The sequence below is a fragment of the Salinarchaeum sp. IM2453 genome (assembly GCF_019693215.1).
GTDB lineage: Archaea > Halobacteriota > Halobacteria > Halobacteriales > Salinarchaeaceae > IM2453.
In genome coordinates, this window is the sequence record NZ_CP081183.1 from 309,766 (window position 1) to 333,469 (window position 23,704).

The 23,704-nt window shown below is 48.3% G+C and carries 24 protein-coding genes and 3 pseudogenes; 15 read left to right on the plus strand and 12 right to left on the minus strand.

Annotated elements, in window-relative coordinates; translation table 11 throughout:
* The first annotated feature begins 88 nt into the window (after positions 1 to 88).
* From K0C01_RS01495 to K0C01_RS01525, 7 genes are all read left to right on the plus strand, one after another.
* Positions 89 to 379, plus strand: coding sequence for a 50S ribosomal protein L21e (locus K0C01_RS01495; RefSeq protein ID WP_221170311.1), 291 nt, complete (start codon positions 89 to 91; stop codon positions 377 to 379).
* A complete protein-coding gene (locus K0C01_RS01500; RefSeq protein ID WP_221170312.1) occupies positions 376 to 732 on the plus strand; it encodes an RNA polymerase Rpb4 family protein in 357 nt (118 codons plus the stop codon). The genes K0C01_RS01495 and K0C01_RS01500 overlap by 4 nt, the downstream gene beginning before the upstream one ends.
* A gap of 96 nt (positions 733 to 828) precedes the next feature.
* Entirely contained in the window at positions 829 to 1,410 is a 582-nt protein-coding gene (locus K0C01_RS01505; protein ID WP_221170313.1) for a DUF655 domain-containing protein, read from the plus strand.
* Between the two features lie 3 nt (positions 1,411 to 1,413).
* Complete coding sequence (gene rsmA / locus K0C01_RS01510; RefSeq protein ID WP_221171166.1) at positions 1,414 to 2,244, plus strand: 16S rRNA (adenine(1518)-N(6)/adenine(1519)-N(6))-dimethyltransferase RsmA; 831 nt, start codon at positions 1,414 to 1,416, stop codon at positions 2,242 to 2,244.
* Entirely contained in the window at positions 2,237 to 2,818 is a 582-nt protein-coding gene (locus K0C01_RS01515; protein WP_221170314.1) for a HemK2/MTQ2 family protein methyltransferase, read from the plus strand. Before rsmA ends, K0C01_RS01515 begins: the two co-directional genes overlap by 8 nt.
* Before the next feature lie 66 nt (positions 2,819 to 2,884).
* Positions 2,885 to 3,874 (plus strand): 5-methyltetrahydropteroyltriglutamate--homocysteine methyltransferase, encoded by a 990-nt coding sequence (locus K0C01_RS01520; protein ID WP_221170315.1) that lies wholly within the window; start codon positions 2,885 to 2,887, stop codon positions 3,872 to 3,874.
* Complete coding sequence (locus K0C01_RS01525) at positions 3,871 to 4,926, plus strand: methionine synthase (protein ID WP_221170316.1); 1,056 nt, start codon at positions 3,871 to 3,873, stop codon at positions 4,924 to 4,926. The genes K0C01_RS01520 and K0C01_RS01525 overlap by 4 nt, the downstream gene beginning before the upstream one ends.
* A 124-nt stretch (positions 4,927 to 5,050) precedes the next feature.
* Here the strand turns inward: K0C01_RS01525 and ndk are convergent, their stop codons facing one another.
* The 4 genes and pseudogenes from ndk to rpl7ae all read right to left on the minus strand — a co-directional run bounded on the left by ndk (position 5,051) and on the right by rpl7ae (position 6,285).
* Positions 5,051 to 5,509, minus strand: a complete 459-nt coding sequence (gene ndk, locus K0C01_RS01530; RefSeq protein WP_221170317.1) for a nucleoside-diphosphate kinase — start codon at positions 5,507 to 5,509, stop codon at positions 5,051 to 5,053.
* Positions 5,510 to 5,523: 14 nt separating this feature from the next.
* Positions 5,524 to 5,688, minus strand: a pseudogene (locus K0C01_RS01535) (50S ribosomal protein L24e); the annotation flags it as partial.
* Between the two features lie 3 nt (positions 5,689 to 5,691).
* On the minus strand, positions 5,692 to 5,916 hold the full coding sequence (locus K0C01_RS01540; RefSeq protein ID WP_221170319.1) for a 30S ribosomal protein S28e: 225 nt from the start codon (positions 5,914 to 5,916) through the stop codon (positions 5,692 to 5,694).
* Between the two features lie 6 nt (positions 5,917 to 5,922).
* Positions 5,923 to 6,285 carry a 50S ribosomal protein L7Ae gene (gene rpl7ae / locus K0C01_RS01545; protein ID WP_221170320.1) on the minus strand — a complete coding sequence of 121 codons (363 nt, stop codon included), beginning with the start codon at positions 6,283 to 6,285 and terminating at the stop codon, positions 5,923 to 5,925.
* Between the two features lie 275 nt (positions 6,286 to 6,560).
* Between rpl7ae and K0C01_RS01550 the strand changes: the two genes are divergently transcribed.
* From K0C01_RS01550 to K0C01_RS01560, 4 genes and pseudogenes are all read left to right on the plus strand, one after another.
* Positions 6,561 to 7,544 (plus strand): tRNA(Met) cytidine acetyltransferase TmcA domain-containing protein, encoded by a 984-nt coding sequence (locus K0C01_RS01550; protein ID WP_221170321.1) that lies wholly within the window; start codon positions 6,561 to 6,563, stop codon positions 7,542 to 7,544.
* A gap of 417 nt (positions 7,545 to 7,961) precedes the next feature.
* A pseudogene (locus K0C01_RS12990) lies at positions 7,962 to 8,219 on the plus strand (tRNA(Met) cytidine acetyltransferase); the annotation flags it as partial.
* 355 nt (positions 8,220 to 8,574) lie between these two features.
* Positions 8,575 to 8,721, plus strand: a pseudogene (locus K0C01_RS12625) (GNAT family N-acetyltransferase); the annotation flags it as partial.
* Positions 8,722 to 8,763: 42 nt separating this feature from the next.
* Positions 8,764 to 9,381 carry a GNAT family N-acetyltransferase gene (locus K0C01_RS01560; protein WP_255568423.1) on the plus strand — a complete coding sequence of 206 codons (618 nt, stop codon included), beginning with the start codon at positions 8,764 to 8,766 and terminating at the stop codon, positions 9,379 to 9,381.
* 256 nt (positions 9,382 to 9,637) lie between these two features.
* Here the strand turns inward: K0C01_RS01560 and K0C01_RS01565 are convergent, their stop codons facing one another.
* The gene (locus tag K0C01_RS01565) at positions 9,638 to 11,422 is read right to left on the minus strand and encodes an acetyl-CoA carboxylase biotin carboxylase subunit (protein WP_221170323.1); all 1,785 of its coding nucleotides are present in this window, start codon (positions 11,420 to 11,422) and stop codon (positions 9,638 to 9,640) included.
* 116 nt (positions 11,423 to 11,538) lie between these two features.
* Between K0C01_RS01565 and K0C01_RS01570 the strand changes: the two genes are divergently transcribed.
* Both K0C01_RS01570 and K0C01_RS01575 read left to right on the plus strand, forming a co-directional pair.
* Complete coding sequence (locus tag K0C01_RS01570; RefSeq protein WP_221170324.1) at positions 11,539 to 11,946, plus strand: desampylase; 408 nt, start codon at positions 11,539 to 11,541, stop codon at positions 11,944 to 11,946.
* A 33-nt stretch (positions 11,947 to 11,979) separates the two neighbouring features.
* Complete coding sequence (locus K0C01_RS01575; protein WP_221170325.1) at positions 11,980 to 12,288, plus strand: rhodanese-like domain-containing protein; 309 nt, start codon at positions 11,980 to 11,982, stop codon at positions 12,286 to 12,288.
* A 106-nt stretch (positions 12,289 to 12,394) separates the two neighbouring features.
* Here the strand turns inward: K0C01_RS01575 and K0C01_RS01580 are convergent, their stop codons facing one another.
* The 3 genes from K0C01_RS01580 to K0C01_RS01590 all read right to left on the minus strand — a co-directional run bounded on the left by K0C01_RS01580 (position 12,395) and on the right by K0C01_RS01590 (position 14,470).
* Complete coding sequence (locus K0C01_RS01580; protein WP_221170326.1) at positions 12,395 to 12,787, minus strand: DUF5611 family protein; 393 nt, start codon at positions 12,785 to 12,787, stop codon at positions 12,395 to 12,397.
* Positions 12,788 to 12,813: 26 nt separating this feature from the next.
* Positions 12,814 to 13,671: a DUF7093 family protein gene (locus K0C01_RS01585; RefSeq protein WP_221170327.1), complete on the minus strand. Its 858-nt coding sequence runs from the start codon at positions 13,669 to 13,671 to the stop codon at positions 12,814 to 12,816.
* Positions 13,672 to 13,759: 88 nt separating this feature from the next.
* Positions 13,760 to 14,470 (minus strand): helix-turn-helix domain-containing protein, encoded by a 711-nt coding sequence (locus tag K0C01_RS01590; protein ID WP_221170328.1) that lies wholly within the window; start codon positions 14,468 to 14,470, stop codon positions 13,760 to 13,762.
* Positions 14,471 to 14,610: 140 nt separating this feature from the next.
* Here K0C01_RS01590 and K0C01_RS01595 point away from each other — a divergent pair, with 140 nt between their 5' ends.
* Both K0C01_RS01595 and K0C01_RS01600 read left to right on the plus strand, forming a co-directional pair.
* A complete protein-coding gene (locus K0C01_RS01595; RefSeq protein WP_221170329.1) occupies positions 14,611 to 16,068 on the plus strand; it encodes a replication factor C large subunit in 1,458 nt (485 codons plus the stop codon).
* Between the two features lie 163 nt (positions 16,069 to 16,231).
* Positions 16,232 to 18,490, plus strand: coding sequence for an NADP-dependent malic enzyme (locus tag K0C01_RS01600; protein WP_221170330.1), 2,259 nt, complete (start codon positions 16,232 to 16,234; stop codon positions 18,488 to 18,490).
* 179 nt (positions 18,491 to 18,669) lie between these two features.
* Here K0C01_RS01600 and K0C01_RS01605 read toward each other — a convergent pair whose 3' ends face one another.
* From K0C01_RS01605 to secF, 4 genes are all read right to left on the minus strand, one after another.
* Positions 18,670 to 20,478 (minus strand): site-2 protease family protein, encoded by a 1,809-nt coding sequence (locus tag K0C01_RS01605; RefSeq protein ID WP_255568337.1) that lies wholly within the window; start codon positions 20,476 to 20,478, stop codon positions 18,670 to 18,672.
* A 40-nt stretch (positions 20,479 to 20,518) separates the two neighbouring features.
* A complete protein-coding gene (locus K0C01_RS01610) occupies positions 20,519 to 21,091 on the minus strand; it encodes a DUF2150 family protein (protein ID WP_221170332.1) in 573 nt (190 codons plus the stop codon).
* A 110-nt stretch (positions 21,092 to 21,201) separates the two neighbouring features.
* Positions 21,202 to 22,824 (minus strand): preprotein translocase subunit SecD, encoded by a 1,623-nt coding sequence (locus tag K0C01_RS01615; RefSeq protein WP_221170333.1) that lies wholly within the window; start codon positions 22,822 to 22,824, stop codon positions 21,202 to 21,204.
* Complete coding sequence (gene secF / locus K0C01_RS01620; RefSeq protein WP_221170334.1) at positions 22,821 to 23,696, minus strand: protein translocase subunit SecF; 876 nt, start codon at positions 23,694 to 23,696, stop codon at positions 22,821 to 22,823. The genes K0C01_RS01615 and secF overlap by 4 nt, the downstream gene beginning before the upstream one ends.
* Between the last annotated feature and the right edge of the window lie 8 nt (positions 23,697 to 23,704).

The window sequence follows — 23,704 nt, forward strand, 5'->3', positions numbered from 1 at the left end:
TCTAGTCAGGTCAAGTCGGGCAAGGTTGATCACATTTACACAATTGATAAACGAACCCTTTAAGCCGCCACCTACGCAAAAACGGTATATGCCAAAATCGAATGGACCAAAACAAGGAACGCGGAACAAGTTACAAAATGATCCGCGTGAACGGGGAATTTCCCCGCCGCAGCGATCAATCGCGGAGTTTGAAGAGGGAGAAATCGTTCATCTTCGACTTGATCCGAGCATTCCGGATGGACAATTCCATCCTCGGTTTAATGGACTGACAGGTGAAGTCGTTGGTATGCAGGGGTCTGCATACAAGGTCGAGGTTGAAGATGGCAACGCTGAAAAAACAGTTCTTGCGAATCCAGCCCACCTCGTCTCTCAGGAATGACTATCTTCAAAGAGACAGTTGACGAAGAATATTTGACAATTTCTGAGGCAAAGGAGCTGCTTGAAGAGGTTCAGATGGAACGGGCAATGCAGGATGAGCGTGAAGTAACATATGAATTGGCACGAGCAATTGAACACGCAAATCAGTTTGCGGTTCTTGAAGCCAATGAGGCACAGGAACTAGTCGCTGAACTACAGGAACTCGAAAAGGTCGATGAAAAGACCGCATACAAAATTGCAGACCTTCTCCCTGAAACCCGCGATGAACTGCGGACAATATACGCTAAAGATCGGTATACGCTTACTGGCGACGAACTTGACGAGATTCTGAATATTGTTGCCAAGTACGTATAATCCGACATACAATCACGCGGAGTCGTCACACATTTTTGACAATCACATCGACGTGTACAACCATTGTTAAGTATCCGGTACTCTTAGGATACAACAATGAGCCAATCCGACAGCAGTGAGGAAGCCACACATGCAGTGGTTCTTGATTTCCTCGCACATGGGCGTACGGATGACAGCAGTCCACAGTATCAGCGGTCTCCAGTAGCATATGCTGTTGGTCCAGAATCTTTCAGATTATTTGAGATTGCATTTGAGGATAATCCGGATGTGACAATTGGTGATGAAATAATTGTTGAACCAGCTGAAAAACGGGTTGGAATTGAAGCGATTCGACAGGTTGAATACGAGGATTTATCGAGCGGAGCTAAATCAGAACTCGACTATGTAATCGAAGAGATCGTCGAGGCACAAGAAGATCGGTTTGTTGAGTTCTATAATACGGCTCAACCGATTACACTTCGGTTGCACCAGCTAAATCTTTTACCTGGGATCGGGAAGAAACTCCGAAATGGAATCCTTGACGAACGAAAGCGAAAGCCGTTTGATGACTTCGATGAGATCGAGGAGCGAGTGTCTGGGCTTCATGATCCAAAGGGAGTAATTGTCGAGCGTATCACTGAGGAGCTACAAGAAGACGATTTAAAGTATCAGATTTTCGTTGGACGAGACGAGGAATAGATGATGCGCGATCCAGACCAGTTGCTGGCACGAGCGGGTGTGCGCGGGAACCCGAAGAAGGATCAGCACTTCTTAATTGATGATCGAATACTTGATCGGCTACCTACGTATTTGGATGAGATAACCGCTACCACCGGAACAATCCTCGAGATAGGTGCCGGAACGGGTGCACTTACCGACCGGTTGCTCGCCGCTGGAGACCACGTAATTGCTATTGAAAGGGATCAGGAGTTAGTAGAATTCCTACGGAAAGAGTTTGCAGATGCAATCGAAGAAGGAAGAATGACGGTAATCCAAGGAGATGCTCTTTCAGTTGAACTTCCTGAATTTGACAGTTCTGTCTCGAATCTACCATATGGAGTCTCCAGTGAAATACTCTTCCGATTGTTGCCAAAGGGTCGACCACTGGTTGTCACTGTTCAAAAAGAGTTTGCAGAACGGATGGTTGCAGAACCAGGAACAAGTGATTATGGACGGTTATCAGTGAGCACAGACTACTACGCAGATGCAGAAATTGTCGAACCGGTTCCTCCAGAAGCATTTTCCCCGCCACCAGCAGTAGAAAGTGCTGTGGTTCGGCTACAGCCAACTATAGGAGCAGATACAGTAAGCGATCCAGAATTTTTCCTGCGGTTCGTGAAAGCAGTATTTACACAGCGTCGAAAGACACTGCGAAATGCAATCCGGAACACAACGCATATCTCTGGAATTACAGACGCAAATGCGCTTGTTGAGGAAATAAGCGAAGATTTACTTCGTAAACGACCTGGGAACATTACTCCTGAAGAATTTGCTACACTGGCCGAAAAAGCAGTAGCATACACAGATGACTGATCTCAAAGAGCGTCGCGGGTTAGACGGAAAAGTCTATCAGCCCGCTGAGGACTCATACCTACTAGCAAAGTCAGTCAGTGCCGAACTGCAGAATCGCGATGATAATCCTCGGGTGTTAGATGTAGGAACCGGATCCGGGTTTATTGCCGAGTACATCAAAAAGCACGCAGAAGTCCCAGTCATTGGAACAGACATTAATCCACATGCCTGCCAGGAGGCGCAAAATCGAGGTATTGAGGTTATTCGAGGAAACCTCGTTGAGCCGTTTCATAGAGATGCATTTGATGTTATTGTCTGTAATCCACCGTATTTACCAGATTCACCAGAAGGAACGTTTGACGACTGGATGGAAGTTGCATTATCAGGCCAGACGTCTGGAAAGGATGTCATAGATCAGCTACTAGAGGCAAGCCAACGGGTCTTAAAGCCGGATGGGGTGCTGTATCTGCTAATCTCAACACTCACAGGAATTGATGAGGTTATTGACAGTGTTGAGAGGACAGGACGATCTGCAGCAGTCATCGCTGAAGACAATTACCCGTTTGAAACACTTGTTGTGCTGAAGATTATCTAGTAATAACTCTCAGTCATAAAACCGACTCGCAAATATTAAAGACCATCATTACATATCTACAGTAGAATGACAGAATTGGTAGCTACAACACCGGGACTTTATCCACTCCCGGACTGGGCCAAACGAGATCTAGAGGATCTCAAAGGCCACCAGAAACACGATTTAATCAGCGGTGACGAAGGTGAAGAGATTATCGACGTCTATCAAGAATCCAGATCACAGGTAATTGAGCGACAACAAGAGGCTAACCTTGACCTCGTTGTCGAGGGGCAACTTCGGTGGGACGATATGTTAGTTCACCCATTTGCAGTACACGATGCTGTTGATACGCGTGGGATTGTGAGATACTACGATAATAACAATTTCTACCGTGAAACTGTCGTGACAGATGAGCTCTCATTTAATGGGGACATTGCGGCAGAACTTGAAGAAGCAGAGGAGCAAACTGACTCACTAATGGCAGTGCTACCAGGTCCGTACTCACTTGCCGATCTGGCAACAGATGAGTATTACAGTGATGAACAGACGTTTGTTAATGCAGTTGGGGAATTCCTTGCTGAAGAAGCAAATGCCTTCCCAGAGGTCGAAGCACTCTTTCTACCGGACCCATCGCTTGTAACGGCACCACCGGAAGATGATGTGCTAAGTGCAGTAAAGGAAGCGCTTAATACAGTAAGCAATGCGGTGGATGCACCTGTACTTCTTCATCCATATTGGGAAGCATTCGACGAGGATACATACACGACTGTGCTCGATACGGATATTGATGCAGTTGGGTTTGATTTGATCAATGCTGCAGAGAAAAACAAGCGGGTTGCAACCGAGTATGGCATACCGGATTCTGTCGTACTCGGGGTTGTTGATGGACAGAACACGCGCGTTGAATCGTCAGCAGAGATCAACAATCGCGTCGATCAGTTTACCAGCGCAACTAGCAAACCAGAGACAGCGTATATTACGTCAAATACAGGTCTATTCTATCTACCAATGAATCGATTCGGTGAAAAACTCGACGCACTTGGTGCGGCAACTGAGTATACGGAGGTGGAAGCATGAGCAAAGAACAATTTAGGCCAGAGGATCACGACCACGACCACTTCCTGATGACGACAGTCGTCGGCTCGTATCCAAAGCCAAAATGGCACAATCGTGCGCGGGAACTGTACGAGGATCAAGATGCGGATTTTGATGAAGACGCATGGGAAGAAGCAAAAGATGATGCTGCTCGTCTAATCACCGATGAACACGAGCGAGCAGGCATTGATGTCGTCGTTGACGGAGAAATGCGGCGTAATGAGATGGTTGAGTACTTCGCACATCGGATCAAAGGATATGAATTCAACGGGCCGGTTAAAGTATGGGGTCACAATTACTTCGACAAGCCGTCGGTCGTTGATTCAGTCGAGTACAGTGAGACGTGGCTAGTTGATGAATATGAATTTACCTCATCAATTACGGACCGACCAGTAAAGGTTCCAATTACTGGACCGTACACACTGGCCTCTTGGAGTTTCAATGAAATCTATGAAGATGATGCTGAGCTCGCAAACCAGCTTGCCGATCTGGTAAACGAAGAGATTGAAAAACTCGTTGAAGCCGGTGCTCGCTACATACAAATTGACGAGCCGGCACTTGCCACAACGCCAGACGATCACGCAATTGTCGGAGAAACACTTGAGCGAATTGTTGATGGAATTGACGAAGATATCCGGATTGGCCTACATGTCTGTTATGGTGACTATTCACGGATTTATCCGGAGATTCTGGATTTCCCAGTCGATGAACTTGATCTTGAGCTTGCCAATGGAGACTTCGAGCAAATCGACGTGTTCAAAGAACCAGAATTTACAAAGGATCTCGCACTCGGAGTTGTTGACGCACACGTTGCGGAAGTCGAATCGGTTGAGAAAATCAAACAGAACATAAGGAAAGGGCTGGAAGTCGTCCCACCTGAGCAACTTGTTATATCGCCAGACTGTGGTGTAAAGCTGCTACCACGGGAGATTGCGTACAAGAAAATGGAGAATCTTGTCCAAGCAACACGAGAGGTGGAAGCTGAGTTAGATTCTGGTGAAATCGATATAAAGGCACCGACCTCAGCAGACTGAGCCGAGCCTCACTTATTTTTGAGTGGTAGAGAACTATTTTGGTCCTGGAAATCAGTATCAGAATCGACAGCGGGTGGTCGATACTACTGAGGCAAAGAGTGAGTCAGAAGAAGTGCTGACTATATTACTCGTAGAGCCACGTCTCGTCGATTTGTTCCCATTCGACGAGCTCTTCGTCATCAAAGAAAAGCTCTATTTCGCGCTCATTTGCGCCTGGATCTTCGTGGTCAGAGCCGTGGATAACATTCCGACCAAGGTCAAGACCAAAGTCACCGCGGATAGTTCCTGGAGCAGATTCAGCAGGATCGGTTTCACCCATCATGCGACGGACTTGTCGGGTCGCGTCTTGCCCCTCCCAGACCATCGCCATAACTGGGCCAGCAGTAATAAAGTCGACAAGATCATCGAAGAATGGCTTGTCTTCGTGTTCGCCGTAGTGCTCATGTGCTAAGTCCTCGTCAATCTGCATGAACTTCGCGCCAGCAAGTTTGAGCCCTCGGTCTTCAAATCGGGAGATAATTTCTCCGATCAGTCCACGCTGAACGCCATCAGGCTTCACCATGACGAACGTACGCTCAGACATCAATTATCACCGTCGTCTTCAATCCACTCAAGATCGCGTGGTTCACGGCCCATGAAATAGTTTTTCTCGCACTTCGAATCCTTGAAGTGCAGCACGGTACCATCGTTTTTCACATACATAACGCCCGTTCCGGGCTCAATTTCTTCGCCGCTGTAGTCACAAGTTCGTTTCTCGACCATGGTTTATTGGCCTCCAATTGCATCTGCTTCACGTGCAGTTTCACGCAGTTGCAACACATCTCCTTCGCGGACGGGACCAAGGACGTTTCGAGTGATAATACGGCCTTGATTCTCTCCTTCTTGGATGCGGCACTTAACCTGCATAGCCTCGCCGTGCATTCCCGTCTTGCCGACGATTTCAATTACTTCCGCTGGTGTCGAACCGTCTTCGGATTCTTCCGCGCTCATGGGTTATTATTGCAGGTCCTCAACCTTTTCAGCTATGTTTTCAACATCGTCTGATGCTTCACCAGCATCAACAATTGCTGCGGCCGCGCTACCAACTTCAAGACCAGCAGCGTGTCCAATATCATCTTGGGTATCAACAAATACGTATGGAATACCCTTCTCATCTGCTATTTCTGGCAGATGCATTACGATCTCTTCTGGCTGAACATCTTCAGCGATAAGAACCAGCTCGGCTGTGCCGCGCTCAACTGCTTTGGTTGCTTCGTTTGTTCCTTTCTTTACTCGGCCGGTGTCCCGGGCTACCTCAAGCGCCTCGACGGCGTCGTCTTGAAGGTCCGCGGGTACGTCAAAGTCTACATAAACTGGCATAGTGTTTCACCTCCCTGCAATGGGCTCACGCTCCCCCGCCGTATCAGTAGCCTTTTTCGGACTACTGACCCGCAGATGCGGGAGAATCCTGTGTGGCTAGGAGCATCATCAACCCAGAGCAGGATGTATTCCGGTATAACGTTACACCCCAATAAAAGCGCTTTCAAATGTAACTCCCCGTGGTAGCCGGACACACGCTAAAAAACGCCATAATAACAGGTGTACTGACAGCAAAATACTAACAAGGAAAACACCTGTATACCGCGTACGCTGATATGTTGAAAAACAAGGTCGTAAAGCAGGCGCAAACATTGTATACCGAGGCAAGCACGGTGAATGAACGTCGAATTATTGTCTTAGCTGGCGATCGAGAGGCAGGATATGCGCTTGCTGAGCAAATCATCGATGGGTGTGGGATTCCATGGGAAGATACCACCGCAGTTAGCTCATACGCAGGCTTTCCCTGTGAAACAGTCAATCGACAGGAAACATCAGCACTTCTCGGACAAACCAATACGGGAGTGATTTATGACCTGCATACTGCATTTTCACCAGACGGGATTGGACGAGCGACAGGGGGTATCGACGGGGCTGGATTGGGCATATTCCTTATGCCAGATGTTGATCAATGGGCCGAAACCAGAAGCGATATTGATCAATATCTGGCAGTACCACCGTTCGATATCAATGACGTCACTGGACACTTCCGAGAGCATTTGATAAAAACACTACAACGTCATCGGGGTATTTGTATCATAAGCCTCGAACGTGAGTCAGTAGTCAAAGACGGACAGACACATCCGGCACCTCGATATGTTACTGAGAACAACAAGAAACGACCATCTGGAACAACATTTCCAGATCAAGCCTATCAGTACTGCCAGACCAACGACCAGCGACAGGCATTGCAGGCCATTGAGAGCCTTACAACAGCACCAACAGCAGTTAGTCTTGAATCAAATAGAGGCAGAGGAAAATCGGCAGTAGCTGGGATCGGTGCAGCATGTTTAGCCACGATGGGCTACAATATTGTGGTAACCGCACCAGCATACCAAAACGCACGACCAGTATTCGAACATGCGAGCAAGTTACTTGAGAGACTGGGAGTAGAGACGTGCTCAAATAACGAGACAAAGATAACAACGTCAAGTGGAACCATCCGTTTTTTTGACCTCCTCCCACGACTGAAGTCGTGGGATTCCTCCGTGGGTAATCCACCCAGATTGATTACCCCGGCTGTGAACGTGCGGGTTCGCTGATGCACCTTTGGCCCCCAAACGGGGGTGTGGCGTGTTGGGTATCCACTCGGTGTTGCCCTCCCAAGAAGGGAGTGACACTCACGGGCGTCCAGCACCGTGAGCAGCGGGCCGGGCCATCGGCCCCACTCCCCGTTACAGCCACACGTGGGGAGCGCTTGGGTGACATGCCAACCGCTGCTGGTTGGGCTGCGAAGGTGTGTGAATGTAAGAGTTGAGACGCACTCGTGGCCAGCTTGAGCGTGAGCACGTTCCCCGCAGCAGCATGTCGCATGCCTACCAACTTATAGTATTTCGCATAGAATAAACGTTGGGATTACAACCGGTCTATGTCACGTTGTTTGTGACATATCATGTCGGCTTCATCCACACCCCTGAAGGGGTGGGCTTTCGCCTCGCTACCGCTGTAAGCCAGCAGAGATTCCTGACCAATGTGCCGATATCCTGATTGTCGATGAAGCAGCCGCGTTACCAGTAAATATCTTGGAATGCGCCCTCAGCTTTGATCGGATCGTGTTTGCGACAACTGTTCACGGATACGAAGGAGCTGGAAGGGGATTCTCCCTTCGATTCAAGGGAACACTGACTGATAGCGACCACACAGTACATGAAGTTGACCTTAAAAAGCCAGTACGGTACGCTGAGGCTGATCCGATTGAGGTCTGGATGTTCGAAGCATTACACTTAAACGCAAAACCAGCCGTTGAGCAACGGGTAACCGATATATCCCTCGATGCACCTGAGTATCGTTCCATCAGTCCTGAAGCATTGATGAAAGATCGGCAACTGCGACACGAGATATTTGGAATCTTGGTATATGCACATTATCAGACAGAACCGAATGACATACACCGGATACTGGATAGTCCGAACACAGCGATCCGAGCGATAGTTGACGATCAAACGGTACTGGCAGTTGCAGTGGTTGCACGAGAAGGAGGCCTTAGTGAGGATCAGCGGAGGCGGATGTACAGGCGGTACAAGGCGACTGCCCCGGGGCTTGACCCCGGGGTGAGTTCACGAAGGGAATCAGGTCAGAGGGAATATGATCCCAGACGTACTGACTGGACAGCTTCGAGACGAACAGGCAGGGGAGCCAATTGGTGCGCGCGTCCTACGGATTGCAACGCACCCAGTGATACAATCAAAAGGATTTGGAACACGACTTCTATCGGAACTGGAAAGGGAACTAGAGACAGGTATCAGAGAATGGCCAGGAACAATTGACTGGCTTGGTGTTGCATATAGTGCTACAACAGACCTACTGAGATTCTGGCAAAGGAACGGGTATCAAACAATACATTTTGGGACAAAAAGGAACGAGAAAAGCGGTAAGTACTCTGTGATCATGCTACAACCGCTAACAGCAGTCGGCAGAGAGTTGTTTAATCGAACATCAAGACGGCTGTCATCACGAATTCGGCATGTTATTGCAGATGCACTCAGTGAGGCGGACGCAGGGATTATTCAAGCCGTGCTGAGTAGTATTGAGTATGAAACACTGGAAGTACCGCCAATGACAGAGTGGGAGTGGAATGTCGTCGTCAGTGTAGCCTATGGCCCTGGCAACATGGACGTCGCCCCTCGTCCGTTTAGTATTCTCACACTGCGATATTTTGCGGATCCCAGTACAGATACTAGTGAGCTCACAACACAGCAACAACAGTTGCTTGTAATGCGAGCGTTACAGTATCGAAGTTGGGAAGAAGCTGCTGCCAAGTTGGAATACCATTCAGCAAGCGAGTGCCGGCGTGCTATTGGAGATGCCTGTAAGCCGCTGATCAAGCAATACAGTCAAGAGAAGGTTGATGAGTTGGTGGATCGATTTGATAATAACTGAATTTCTGGCGCTCATCTCGAGGCTACTAGCAATTTGGTTGGAATCCCAGAGACAATTGTAATGCTTGTCGGATTGGTACTGTACTGAATCAGTGTAGGAGGTGCTGAACCTGAACTAGTGATTACCTTGTTTGCAATTTTATTTACCATCAATTCATAAACCTATGTTGCTAATTACTGCCGGGGATACAGTACTGTAGTCGAAGCTTTTCGATCAGGGATTTAGGATTCAAGCGGGTAGTTGAGTAATGCGAGTCTTACTCGAGGACTACAAGTGGATCGCCTGTATCAACGTTCTGACCAGCCTCGATTGGTACCTCAGAGACAGTGCCACCAGTTTCAGCGACAATGTCGTTCTCCATTTTCATTGCTTCGAGTACACAGACAACATCACCAGCACCAACCTCGTCACCTTCATCGACGTTGACATCAAGGATTGTACCTTGCATTTCCGCCTCAATCACTTCGCCCGCACCACTGGTGGTTGTGCTACTATCTTCTGCAGCGTCCGGTCTTTCAGCGAGTCCACCACTGGAATCCTGTTCTGTAGCGATCGTTGGCGGATCATGTTCCTCAAGGTCAACGTCAAAACGCTTGCCATTAACTTCAACAGTGAATTCTCGAGAGACCGTCTCTTCTTCGTCTGCTGATCCAGACGGCTGTGTTCCCCACTGTTGCTGCGCATTTTCGATACGAGCTTCGTCAAGTTCCTGATCGAGATATTTTGTAGAGTGAGTTCCTTCATTGAAGGTTTCATCTGTCAGCATCAACCGGTGGAACGAAATGATCGTCGTAACTCCTTCAATATCGTACTCGCGAAGAGCACGGAGGCTTCGTGAGATACACTCATCGCGGTCGCTCGCATGAACAATAAGCTTAGCAATCATCGAGTCATAGTCGGTGACAAGTTCATCTCCCTGTCGAAGTGCATCGTCGACACGAACGCCAATGCCGCCTGGTGGATCATAGGTCGTTAGAGTACCACCTGATGCAGGGGCAAAATCATCTGCTGCATTCTCTGCATTGATACGGAACTCCATTGCATGTCCTTCGAGGTCTACGTCATCTTGTTCAAAAGAGAGTTCTTCCCCAGCTGCGACTCGGAGCTGCCACTTGACAATATCAATGCCTGTTAGTTCTTCAGTAACCGTGTGTTCAACCTGGATTCGTGTATTAACTTCAAGGAAATAGAACTCTCCGTCCTCAACAAGGAACTCAACGGTACCAGCGTTTGTGTACTCTGCCTCTGCAACACCACGTCGAGCAGCCTCACCGATCTCCTCTCGGAGTTCGTCTGAAAGCGCTGGTGAGGGACCTTCTTCGATTACCTTTTGATGACGGCGTTGCAGTGAACAGTCGCGTTCACCAAGATGTCGGACGTTGTCGTGCTCATCCGCGAGAATCTGAACTTCAATATGGCGTGGCTTTTCGAGATACCGTTCAAGATAAACGGAATCGTTATCGAAGTAGGCTTCGCCTTCACGGCGTGCAGATTCTAGCTGCTCTTCAATTTCAGACTCATCACGCACAACTTTCATGCCGCGGCCACCGCCACCGCCTTCTGCCTTGATGGCGATCGGATAGCCGTGTTTTTCACCAAATTCTTCGACCTGTTCTGGCTCGGTCACAGGATCGGTTGTTCCGGGGACGATAGGGACGTCAGCCTTTTGCATGATGGATCGAGCCTTTGTTTTCTCACCAAGCGACTCCATCGCGTCACTGCTGGGCCCAACCCAGGTAATACCTTCTTCCTGTTCAACGCGCTGAGCGAATTCAGCGTTTTCAGCAAGGAATCCGTACCCTGGGTGAATGGCGTCTGCATCTGCTTTGCGTGCCGCTTCAATAACTGCATCATGGTCTAAGTACGAATCTGCTGCTCGGGCGGGGCCAACATTGTACGCTTCATCTGCGTACCGAACATGGCCAGCATCTTTATCAGCGTCACTGTATACTGCGACAGTTCCGACGTTTAGCTCTTCACAAGCGCGCATAACCCGGATAGCGATTTCCCCTCGGTTTGCAACCAAAACCTTCCGAAACATCGTTCGTGATAGATTTTCAACCCCCGGGGTACCTGACTTTTCCGATTGATGTGTGTGAAAAGATAACTCTCAGTACACGTCCGTCCGTTTATATGTAATTCTCAACTACTTGGTGTGTGATCACGATTACAGAACAGGTTGCAGACCAGCTGTTTGAGCATGCCAGACAGGCAGCGCCAAATGAGTGCTGTGGTGTTCTTGCTGGCAAGGATAGTGGACACAAAACTCAGATTACATCGAGATATTCTGCAACAAACATCGCAGAAACGACTGAGCGAGAGTACCACATTGATCCGGAAGAACTGATCGGTATCATTAACAGAATTGAACAAACATCTCAGTCGGTAGTTGGCTTCTACCACTCACATCCAACAGGCCCTTCCTCCCCGAGCGAGACTGATCATCAACAGGCAGCATGGGTAGATCACTTATATGTGATCGTGAGTTTAGACCCAGAACGAATAGCTGGATGGATCTGGACAGGAAAGACATTTGATAAAGTCGAAATTCAGGCAATGGCTTAACAGGCACGGACACTTGAGATCTCATAAACAGCAATGGTTGACGAAATAACGGTAGAAACGTTAGAAGAATGGAAATACGAACGCGACCCATTCATCATTGATATACGAGCGCCGGAAAAATTCGAAGCAGGACACATACAGAAATCGAAGAATATCCCAATGAACGAGCTGGTACAACAGATTGATACGAGAGAATGGGAGGAACCGATTGTTGTAGTCTGTGACGTTGGTGAAGCATCAAGACAGGCAGCCCGGTTGTTAGCAAGTCATGAGGCAATTGATGCTGACACAGTCTGGAACTTGTCTGGGGGGTATCGGGCGTGGAAACAGCACCGTGAGTGAACTACCTCTACCTACTCGCTGTCGTTGGCGGTCCTTGAGGACGGGGGATTAGCGTCTACAATCAGCTAAAGATTGTGATAACACAGGCGCAGAAAGTACCAACAAATTAAGCTTCGAAGTCGTGATCTGAATCGTCTTCAACGGATCGTTTCATTGATTTTCGGCGAGATTCGGCATCACGACCTGTCACTTCCTCCAGAAACTCATTTTTAAGTGAAAGTGCCTCTTCGGCGGCATCAACATCACCAGTTTCAATCAGCTCAGCTGGAGATCGTTCCTCAAAGTGGACAGCAAGTTTGTCTTTCTTGCCTGAATATTCTGCTGCTCCTGCTATGATCCGCTCAAACGACGCATTATCTGGATCTTCGACAACATATAGATCATTTCCTTTGTAGTCTTCAGTACCTTCAACCGGTCCGAAGTACTCTTCAATCTTGGCTTTCAGATCTGGAACGCGGTCATCAAGGTGTTCCCCGCGTCGCATTTTGTATTCTTTCATAGGTCAGTATTCGGCAGTGCTTCGGTTTACTTGTTGTGTTCTTCATCTACTACCATGTACTCCTCTAAGCACTGGGGACAGATGTCTCCTCGCCGAAGTGATCCATTTGAGCTGTGATCAGAATGACCACATCCTGGACAGATGAGCGGATCTCCCTCCGTAGCAAGGTCAACTTCAGCAGGATCTAAGCTGCCTTCAATTTGTTCTGGAGGGCCAATATCAACATCTTCCGTTGGTTGCTCAGATGGAGCAGTGGCATCGAACCCTTGATCTTCCGTTTCTTGTTGTGGCCAAGGGGTGTATTCGGATGAAGGATCCGGTGACGCAGAGAGATCCTCTGAGTCTTCAGTGTCATCTAAGTCAACGCCTGGGGACCCTTTTTGCGCGGCATTCGAAGAGGATGTTTCAGAGTCATCATTAAGAATAACAGCATCATCCTCAGTGGCTTCAGAAACATAATCTGGATCCGAGCTGTAGGCGGCAGAGCTAAGTGATTCAGTCTCAGGTTTCCCTGAATTGCGGTGCTGATCAGACCGGCCAGCAGCAACCGATGGTTCCGTGTTTCCACTATGTGTGTCTGTGGTCGACTCAGGTTGTCCGGTAGGATCAGCAGCCATAGTCCCACCGGCTGATTCCGAAGTAGGCCTATCAGTTGCCGAAGGAGCCTGATCAACTGTGGACATTTCTTCGGAAGCATCAGGGGAGGTATTCGCGTGGTTTGATCGAACCTCTTTGCTCTCGCTTACCAGCTTTCGTGAACCACAAGCAGAGCAGATTTTATACTCTCGTTTTGTGATAACTACTTCATCGCCACGAATCTCTCGTTCGCTTTCGGTCTCGGTCTCTCCATATCGATGACCAAGCAGCGAGCACTTGATACCCATTGCCACGATAATTTCATCGGCGGATTCAAAAGACTACTGTTGTGTCGGACAGACTCTCAGTATGTAGGCGAATGTAATTACTCCAACATTACCGACATAGTGATCGGAGGTTATCAGAGAGCTTATCGACATCCATGTTTGTCAGTGCGAGTGAAAATCCATCTACCCGGGCTAGATCAGGAGCATGGTCCCAGAGCTCCTCACGATCAAGACCATGTAGAATGACAGCATTTGGCGTTGGATTCACAACACGTAGCGCAACAAGTGGAGATTCCCCCCGAGTAATGTTCGTAAAGACTAGCGCACGACTGGTTGATTGTCCATACAGTCGGAAGAAATCGTCACTGGAGAGGCGGCGAATAGCAGCAATGCTATTGATGATTGTGTGTCCAGTAACAGTATCAAAGTCACCAGAGACAAGCTCTTCGGCATCAATAGCATCGTAGACACGTTCAATTGGAATTGAAGCAGAATATTCTTGAAGGTCTCGGACAACATCACTCTCAAATCCTGCTGACAGAACCCGGGCATATTGTCGGATACGATTACCACCTCGACGCTGATCAATATCGAGTAAAGCAAACACCACCCGCCGGATCAATGCAATTCCTGGGCTTTCTCGACGGCCGCTTTCATAATCGCTGATGACAGATGAAGAAACATCAAGTTCGTTTGCAAGTTCGGTCTGGGTCACGTCAAAATCCGTTCGCCATTTACGGAGTGTTCCTCCTGGATCGTCACTCAATGCCACTTCTCCGGCAATCTTTTCTGCGAGTTCTCGTCGCGGAGCATCACTCATATGCGATACGTATACCGCACAACGGATAGGTTTGATGAATCAACTGGCAGAAAACCATTCCTCCTACAGATGCGAACAAACAAATTAAGGTACGACACGCTGCTACGTATCAATAACCGGTCTGCCGGTAGCTATATACGATGACAAATTGGACAGAAAAATATCGCCCCAGAACGTTAGATGAGGTACGAGGTAACGACAAGGCTCGAGACCAACTAAGAGAATGGGCACAGACGTGGGACGAGCACCAGCAGGCAGTAATTCTGTACGGAAGCCCGGGAGTGGGGAAAACATCAGGTGCACACGCACTAGCGAATGAGATGGGTTGGGCTGTGATGGAGCTGAATGCAAGTGATTCGCGAAAGAAGGATGTTATTGACCGAATCGCTGGTGAGGCCTCAAAGACTGGAACCCTCGGTAGTGGAGGGTCTGGCCGCCGATTAATCATTCTTGATGAGGCAGATAACTTCCATGGAAGTGCAGACTACGGTGGGGCTCGGGCGGTAACATCAATCGTTAAGGAGGCAGATCAGCCAATTGTTTTGATCGCGAATGAGTACTATGAGATGTCAAGAGGGCTGCGAAATGCCTGTAAAGAGATTGAGTTTAGAGACATATCAAGTAGATCTGTTGTTCCGGTGCTTCGAGACATCTGTAGAAAAGAGGGTGTTGAATTTGAGCAAGAAGCACTTGAAGCGATTGCTGATCGATCAGATGGAGATTTACGCTCAGCAATTAACGATCTAGAAGTTATCGCCGAAGGAAAAAATCGTGTCACAGAGACAGATGTTGTTACCGACCGACGTGACACAACAATGGACATCTTTCCATTCGTCGATGCAGTACTCCAAGAGTCATCAGCACAAGACGCATTACAGCAGTCGTACGATGTAGATGAAACCCCGGATGATCTCATACAATGGATTGAAGAAAACGTGCCAAAGGAATATGATCGAGACGAGCTCGCAGATGCATATGGACATCTCGCGGTGGCTGATCGGTGGCTGGGCCGGGTACGGGCAACGCAGAATTATTCGTTCTGGCGATATGCAACCGATGCGATGGTGGCTGGTGTCGCGGCAAGCAGAAAGGGACAAAAAGGTGGATGGACACGATACAGTCCTCCGAGCTATCGGTCTAAGTTAGGCCGGAATAGCGGACACAGAAACACCAGAGACGAAATTGCACGTCGCATCGCAGAAATAGAAGGTACGTCAATTGCGACAGCCCGCCGAATGATGCTTCCGTATCTGGCTGCGATGATCCATCACTGTCGTCCCCGAGAGATGACAGTCGAGATTGCTGCAGCGTATGAACTTGACGCAAGCGAACTGTCTTTTATAACGGGAAGTGGAGAAGATACCAACAAGGTTCAGTCAATTATCGGAGATGCGGCAGAGCGACGAGAAGAGAAAACAGTCGAAGCATCATCCGGTGCTTTCGAGGCAGCAGAGAAGGACTCTACTGAACCAGAAAATGAACAAACAGAAGAGAAGACAGCTGAGAGTGAGCAAGAAGACGAGCCAACAGATACAACTGAGGACACAACAGACCAAGAACAAGACGAACAACAGTCAGGTCTGGGAGATTTCTTCTGAAGGTACAGTCGTCTATATCCCGCGTCTACAGAATTGAGAGTGCTGTTACTGGCCGTGCAATATTTGCAAAGACTTCAGAATAGTACCAAATGATAATTGATGACGTAAATCATAGAAGGTGAAGAATCGTCGGACTTTTTTAAACAGAATATGAGGATTAAATATGAGCTTAGACGATGATGCTCTGGAGTATCATAAGAGGGAACCTCCGGGTAAACTCGCAATAGAGACGACAAAGCCCACGAATACACAGCGAGACCTGAGTCTCGCATATTCGCCTGGAGTTGCTGCGCCGTGCCGCGCTATCGACGAGGATGAAACGGAAGCATACACATACACCGGAAAAGGCAATCTCGTTGGAGTTGTCTCGAATGGATCTGCAGTTTTAGGCCTTGGAGACATTGGTGCACAAGCATCCAAGCCAGTAATGGAAGGCAAGGGTGTGTTATTCAAGCGATTTGCAGATATCAACGTGTTTGATATTGAGCTCGATCATGAGAGTGTGGACGCAATGGTTGAGTCAATTGCAGCAATGGAACCAACATTTGGGGGGATCAATCTTGAAGACATTTCGGCCCCAGAGTGTTTCGAGATTGAGAATCAACTCCGTGATCGTATGGATATCCCGGTTTTCCATGACGATCAGCACGGAACAGCAATCATTTCGGGAGCCGCGCTAATCAACGCTGCAGAAATTGCTGGCAAAGAGGTTAGTGAGCTCGATATTGTCTTTTCAGGAGCTGGCGCAAGCGCAATCGCAACAGCCCGGTTCTATGTCTCACTTGGTGCTGATCCGGACCGAATTACAATGTGTGATTCAAGCGGAATAATCACAGAGGAGCGATCAGAGGCCGGTGATGTAAACAAGTACAAGCGAGAGTTCGCTCAAGACGTTTCAGAAGGCGGTCTTGCGGATGCAATGGAGGGTGCTGATGTCTTTGTTGGATTGTCGATTGGAGGGCTTGTAGATCAAGATATGGTCCGCTCTATGGCTGATAATCCAATCGTGTTTGCGATGGCTAATCCAGACCCAGAGATTGGATATAATGAAGCCAAGGCAGCCCGTGATGATACGGTTATTATGGCTACGGGGCGTTCAGACTATCCAAATCAAGTAAACAACGTTCTTGGATTCCCGTTCCTGTTCCGTGGCGCGCTCGATGTGGGAGCAACAGAGATCAACGAGCCGATGAAAGTTGCCGCAGCAGAAGCACTGGCGGAACTGGCTCGAGAGGATGTTCCAGATGAAGTGCGAAAAGCATACGAAGACGAGGAACTCCAGTTTGGCCCAGACTACATTATCCCAAAGCCGGTTGATTCACGAGTTCTATTTACCGTAGCACCGGCTGTTGCAGAAGCAGCAATCGAAAGCGGCTGTGCACGAATTGAGGAGGTCGACAAAGACGAGTACGTTGAAGAGTTGGAAGCCCGGCTTGGAAAGTCGAGAGAGATGGTTCGTGTCGTCCATAATAAGGCAAAAAGTGATCCAAAGCGGGTTGTCCTTGCTGAAGGGACAAAAGAAAAGATGATTCGAGCGGCAGCACAGCTTGAAGAAGATGGAATCGCTGAGCCAGTACTTATTGGGAACAGAGATGAGGTCTACCGAAAAATGGAAGAACTAGGACTCGAGTTTGACCCAGAGATTGTCTGTCCAACAACAGACAACTTGGAACCATACGCCGAACGAGTCTATGAGCTTCGAAACCGCAAAGGTGTTACTCGGTCAGAGGCAGATGAGCTGGTGCAAGACAGCAACTACCTGGGCAGCACGTTGGTCGAGATGGGAGACGCTGACGCAATGGTGACAGGTCTAAGTCACAGCTATCCGGATGCACTTTCGCCTTCGCTCGAAGTGATCGGAACAAAAGAAGGGGCATCACGGGTTGCTGGAGTGTACATGCTGACGTTTGGAAACCGAGTGATATTCTGTGCTGATGTGACTGTCAATCCAGAGCCGGATGCTGACGTGCTTGAGGAGATCACTAAGCAAACGGCTGATCTGGCACGCCGGTTTAACGTTGATCCACGAGCAGCTATTCTCTCATACTCGAACTTTGGAACGATCGACAACGGAGGGACTGGACGGCTCAGAGAAGCCGCTAATCGTCTTCGGACAGATCCAGATGTTGACTTCCCAGTCGATGGTGAAATGCAAGCCGACACCGCTGTTGTTGAAGATCTGTTACAGGGAGATTATGCATTCTCTGAGCTTGATAAGCCAGCAAATGTCCTCATCTTCCCAAGCTTAGAAGCAGGTAACATTAGCTACAAACTCCTGCAGCGACTCGGTGGAGCAGAAGCAGTCGGCCCAATGCTGGTTGGCATGGACAAACCAGTTCATGTACTACAGCGGGGAGATGAAGTTGCAGATATCGTTACACTGGCTGCAGTCGCTGCGGTGAATGCACAAGAGGACGAATAAGCACAGATTTTCCTTGTGAACTACCCCTGACTCACCGCCGTTGGTGGCTCCTTGAGGACGGGGACGTAGCCTGTAGAAGTTAAATTCAGGCTAACGCGGTTCTGCCAGGGCATCAAATTAAGTCTCTCTCAGCAAAAAGGCGGGTACCGTAACTGTTTCTCTTTTGCTTTTCTATGAGTTCACGAAAGCAACTGTGGCCCAAACAAGACCACTAGGAAGCTCAGTAACATGGTTAGTCCAACAGTGACTGTGACCGCTTTTGTGAGCTCATAGGATCCTTCCACCGGTAATCGAGACACGACTGCTTCAGTACTCGATCGTAAGATGTGACCACCATCAAGTGGGAATGCTGGGATACAATTGAAAAATCCAAGGTTAATATTGATCCAGCTAGTCCAGAACAGAATATTGGCAATGATAAATAGCCACCCACCAAGGAAGGAAAGTGATCCATCAACGACGTAGAAATTCGAAATATCTCCAGAAAAGCCAGGGAAATTAAATGGGAGAACGTCAACAAAGCCAGCAATTGGCAGGAAAAGCGAGAATAATGCTTTGCCAATGAAAGAATCACTGATGCTTATTACCTGATCCGAGATATCGTCGTGGGCATCAGTATCAACGTCACCACCAAGCAACATTAGATAGGTTGCAGCCGGATAGTATTCTACACCAAAATCATCGGTGACTATTCCAGTAATACCAGGGAAGGGCTGAATGCCAAGGAACGCATTATCGCCGCTTCCAGCTAGCTCAACTGTGTCTTCTTCTACGTCACCAGAGGCATGATCGTGATATGTGAGTTCAATTTCATCGCCAGGTGCATACCTATCTAGAGTGTCTTGTAGGTCATCGGTATCGATAATTCGCTCATCATCGATTTCGAGAATCGTCACATCATCCGACTCGGACAGATGTGTATCCTCCACGAACGGCTCACCGCCAAGCAAAAGTGAGTATGATCCAGCCGGAACAGTAGCCTGGTCATCTTCTGTCTCAAGTTCAATTTCATACTCAACATTCTCCGCGTATACTTCTTCGGCAGCTTCATAGATCGCTGCAGACCGGAATATTTCCTCGCCATTGACGTGAGTTATCACATCACCATCTGCAAACCCTGTCGGCCCATCCGCGGCCGCCTGCATAATCAGAACCGAACGTTCAACGTCAACGGTTTCCTCGTCATTAATCTCAACTTCTAGTTCACGTTCTGTCTGATTGTCAATAACATTCTGGAGATGAGAGTTTGACTCAATGGCCACATCTTCAACGGCAGTGACTCGATCCCCACTTCCGATGTCAGCTTCATCAGCCGCTGAATCGGGGTAGGCTCCACCGATAGCAGCACCACCTGCAAGAGAGATTGAACCAACAATTGGACCAAACAACAGCAGTAAAATAACAACCGCAATTGCAAAGTTATTCGTTACGCCGGCAGCGAACATGCGGGTTCGTCCACCGCGGTCTGCGTTCTGCTGGCTTTCAACTTCTGGTTGGACAAACGCACCAACCGGAAGGATAGCAAGCATTGCAACGCCCATCGACTCAATTTTAATATTTTCGACCCGGCAGAGTAATCCATGCCCACCTTCATGAATCACCATTCCAACAATCAGTCCAATTATAATCTCAGGAGCAACAGAAAGTGGAAGAAACTCATTGACACCGGGGATAACAAGTACGTTCTGTGGCTGTCCGATATCCGTCTCAGGTGGGTTCTGAATGACACCAATTGCTGACTGCACTAAGAAGAAAAATGCAGCGAGCATGACCATCAACGCGATACCGACACCGATGTTCGCCCACGCACGCCAGAGACGCTTATACTTGGAAAGTCGGTCAAGTGTCTTTCGTCCCCGGACGGTGTGAATCGTCAAAAGCGGTCCGCTGACATTGACAAAAGATGGGAAAAGGCCACGTCGGTCTAATACTGCAACTAATGCCCAGTACAACAAGATGCCAACCAGCACCCAGATGAGGGTGTTCATCGACATATTGTCAGGGAGCGCCGCATTAATTTCTGGCGAACTATTCTTCCTCGATTACTTCAGGGTCACTCATCGCGCTCTGGAGACTATCTAATCCATTAACCCACTCGGTGACCAGACCATACTCAATCTCTTCTGCAATGCTGATGTCCAGTTCTTCGCCATCAAAGACACGCGTTCCAGCCTGAACGACGAGACCTAATGCAGCGTCAAGATCTTCTTCAGCTTCGGCTTCGGCTGCAGTCTGGATATATTCCTCAATCGATGCCTCAGTGGCAGGTCCAGACGCAACATACTCCTCTGCTGCGTGGAACACGCACATAAGACTGGTCTGTACCCCGTCAATAAGCAGAGCAGTGTCCTCATCGTCAATTTCAGGCTCGCTAAGGACAATCTCTCGGATCTTCGCAACCTCATCTAGTGCAGTATCAGCATCAATGTCCTCGTTTTCGTATGCTGTGACAATCTTGACGACGGCAAGTGCTGCGTCATCCTGCAGATTCAACAGCAGCCGCGCGGAATCTTCATCTTCTGGGTCAATATCCTCTTCCTCAAGGCGATTAAGCCAATTCTGCCAACGTTCTTCGGTGTAGAACTCCTGCTGTTCTTCCATACAATCGGGTACGTTCGTGTCTTGAAAGACCTTTCTCCTTTCACTCAGGATCTGATCAAGTCACAAAAAAGAAACGATTCAGTATAGATGAACGAAAAGCCGACAACTAGTTATTTTCCGCGCGTTTTCAGGATTCGGAGAATGTTCCCGTATGCTGGGCGAGTAACTAAGACTCCGATAAGTACACCGATGATGGTGATGATTGCAAAGCCACGAAGGTCACCGAGGTCAAGAATTGCCAGTGGACCCATCGCAATGAGTGTCGTGGAAGCTGCTGCACCAATGATCCAGAAGGCCTTCTTAAAGCGGCTATCAAAGACCTTGTGCGAGTTCACCTCGCCTTCTGACATCACCTCGTCAGCAATGATAATCAGATCATCCACCCCCGTACCAACGACAACAATGAATCCGGCAACGTGAGCCAAGTCAATTGGCATTCCAATGGCAGCAGCAAAGCCGAGCAAGATGATAACCTCAGACATCGCGGTTACAGACATTGGGACAGCGACTTGCGGCTCACCATACCGAAGGAAGACCATCATCACGACTGCAAAGATTGCAAATAGACCCACGATGAGTGAGCCAATCTTGAAGTCTTGGGCTAGTGTTGGGCTGAGTTCATAGTCATTTGAATCATCCAAATTCAAATCTGACGGGAGCTCCCCAGCAATCAAATTGATGTGCAGCGTTGAGGCTTCTCCATCGGTTGTTGTCTGGATCTGGAAGCTTGGATTTTCAGCGAAATCGCCGTCATCAATACTCTGTGCAAGAGACCTCGTCATGCCACCTTCCCAGATAGTTTCACCATCGATCACCGTCTGAAGTCGATATTCAACCATTTCATCCTCATCAGACTCAAGTACAGCGTCAATAAAGCCAGAATCAATCAACGTCTGTTGATATTTTTCAGCGGCAGAGTCGGTTAGTGTAACAGGAACATATGGCTGTCCGTCTTGGCTATCTGGAAGACCAATCGAAGCAAAGTCATCGATGGTCAGCACAGTTTCAGTGGTTCCGTTTGGATATTGTATCTGTGTTTCAACCTGTCCTCGATAATTGATCTGTTCTTCTAGATCACTGATAGACTGTCCAGGTGCCTCAACAACGACACGGGTTTCACCACCGGGGCTATGACTTGTGGTGACACTGCTTCCACCTAGTCCAGTCGCATCTAATCGTTCGCTGAGGACATCAACAATCTGGTCACGCGTGTAATCAGTCACGCCGGTTGAGATTGAGACATCGTCTATGTCAACACCTGCGTTTTCAAGCCCATTTTCGAAGTCTGACTGGTTGCCTTTAGCAGTAACTTCAACGACGCCAGCCAATTCTTGTGGAGACTCCTCGTCGGTATAGATGTTGACATCAGCTTCGGAGATATTCATCGAAGCAACAAGCTCAGATCGGATCTCATCGGCAGTAGCATCATCATCAAGATTTTGGACATCCTCGGCAACAAATCCATGAACTGGAGCAGCAATTCGTGCACCTCCGCCAAGTTCAATACCAAATTGTAGGTTGGTCCATCCAGTATCAACCTCAAGGTCTTGAGCCTCGCTTTCGTTACCATCTGAAAGATTTAGCGCAATGTCGTCTTGTGGTTCATCATCAGAGCCTGGAAGTTCAGTGATTGGAGCACCAGGAACAAACAGGAAGTAGAATGAAGCACCCAGCAGCACAACTAACAGAACAATGCGCCAGTTTGTTTTCAACCTTCCATAAATTCCCATCATCGTTTTACCCCCTCAAATTTGTACCAGCGGAGCATGCTGAGATTCATCAGATACGTATTCATCAAGTCAGCCGCTAATCCAATAAAGAGGATCAAACCAACCGACTGTAGCAATCCAATTCCAAAGAATGTCGCAACAATCGCCATTGTCGCCATCGCAACCATCGATGTGACTGTCATTGTTACACCAGTTTGCATGGCACTGTAAGTCGACTCATAGAAGTCACCGCGCCGGCGTAAGATATGATTGTTTAATAGGATATCTGAGTCAACGCTATATCCAATTAACATCAACAGTGCAGCGACGGTACCGAGTGTTAACTCAATACCAAGCAAATTCATCATCGCAAGGGGGATAACCATATCAGAGAATGCGGATGCCACAATCGCAACACTAGGCACAAATGTGCGGAAAAATACAAACGCAAGAATGCTCATTCCTACAAACGCAATAGCAAGTGCAAGTAGTGCTTGCATCTGCATCTCAGCAGCAAAGAGCGGACTGATAGTCTGTTCCCCGACAACAACCTCAGAGTCATCATCAACAGGTGTTAGACTTTCATTCGCAACTGAAGAGAGATCATCACCTTCAGAAAATGTGATAATATAGCGATCGCTTGGCTGTTGGACATCTTGGATAGAATCAATTTCAGTATCAAATGCCTCGCGTATCTCATCTTCGTCATCTGCAGTATCAACCGTCAACTCTGTTCCACCAGCAAAATCAATACCGAGATGAGCTGGGGACCCCGTCACTACCCAGAACCCGCCAATGATTAGCAGGGCGATAGTAAGAGTAATGAGCGGGACAGCGAGGAGCTGACGGTTCGTGTACCGGTCGTAGTCTGGTTCCGGTACATCGAACTCTACCATAGTTATAA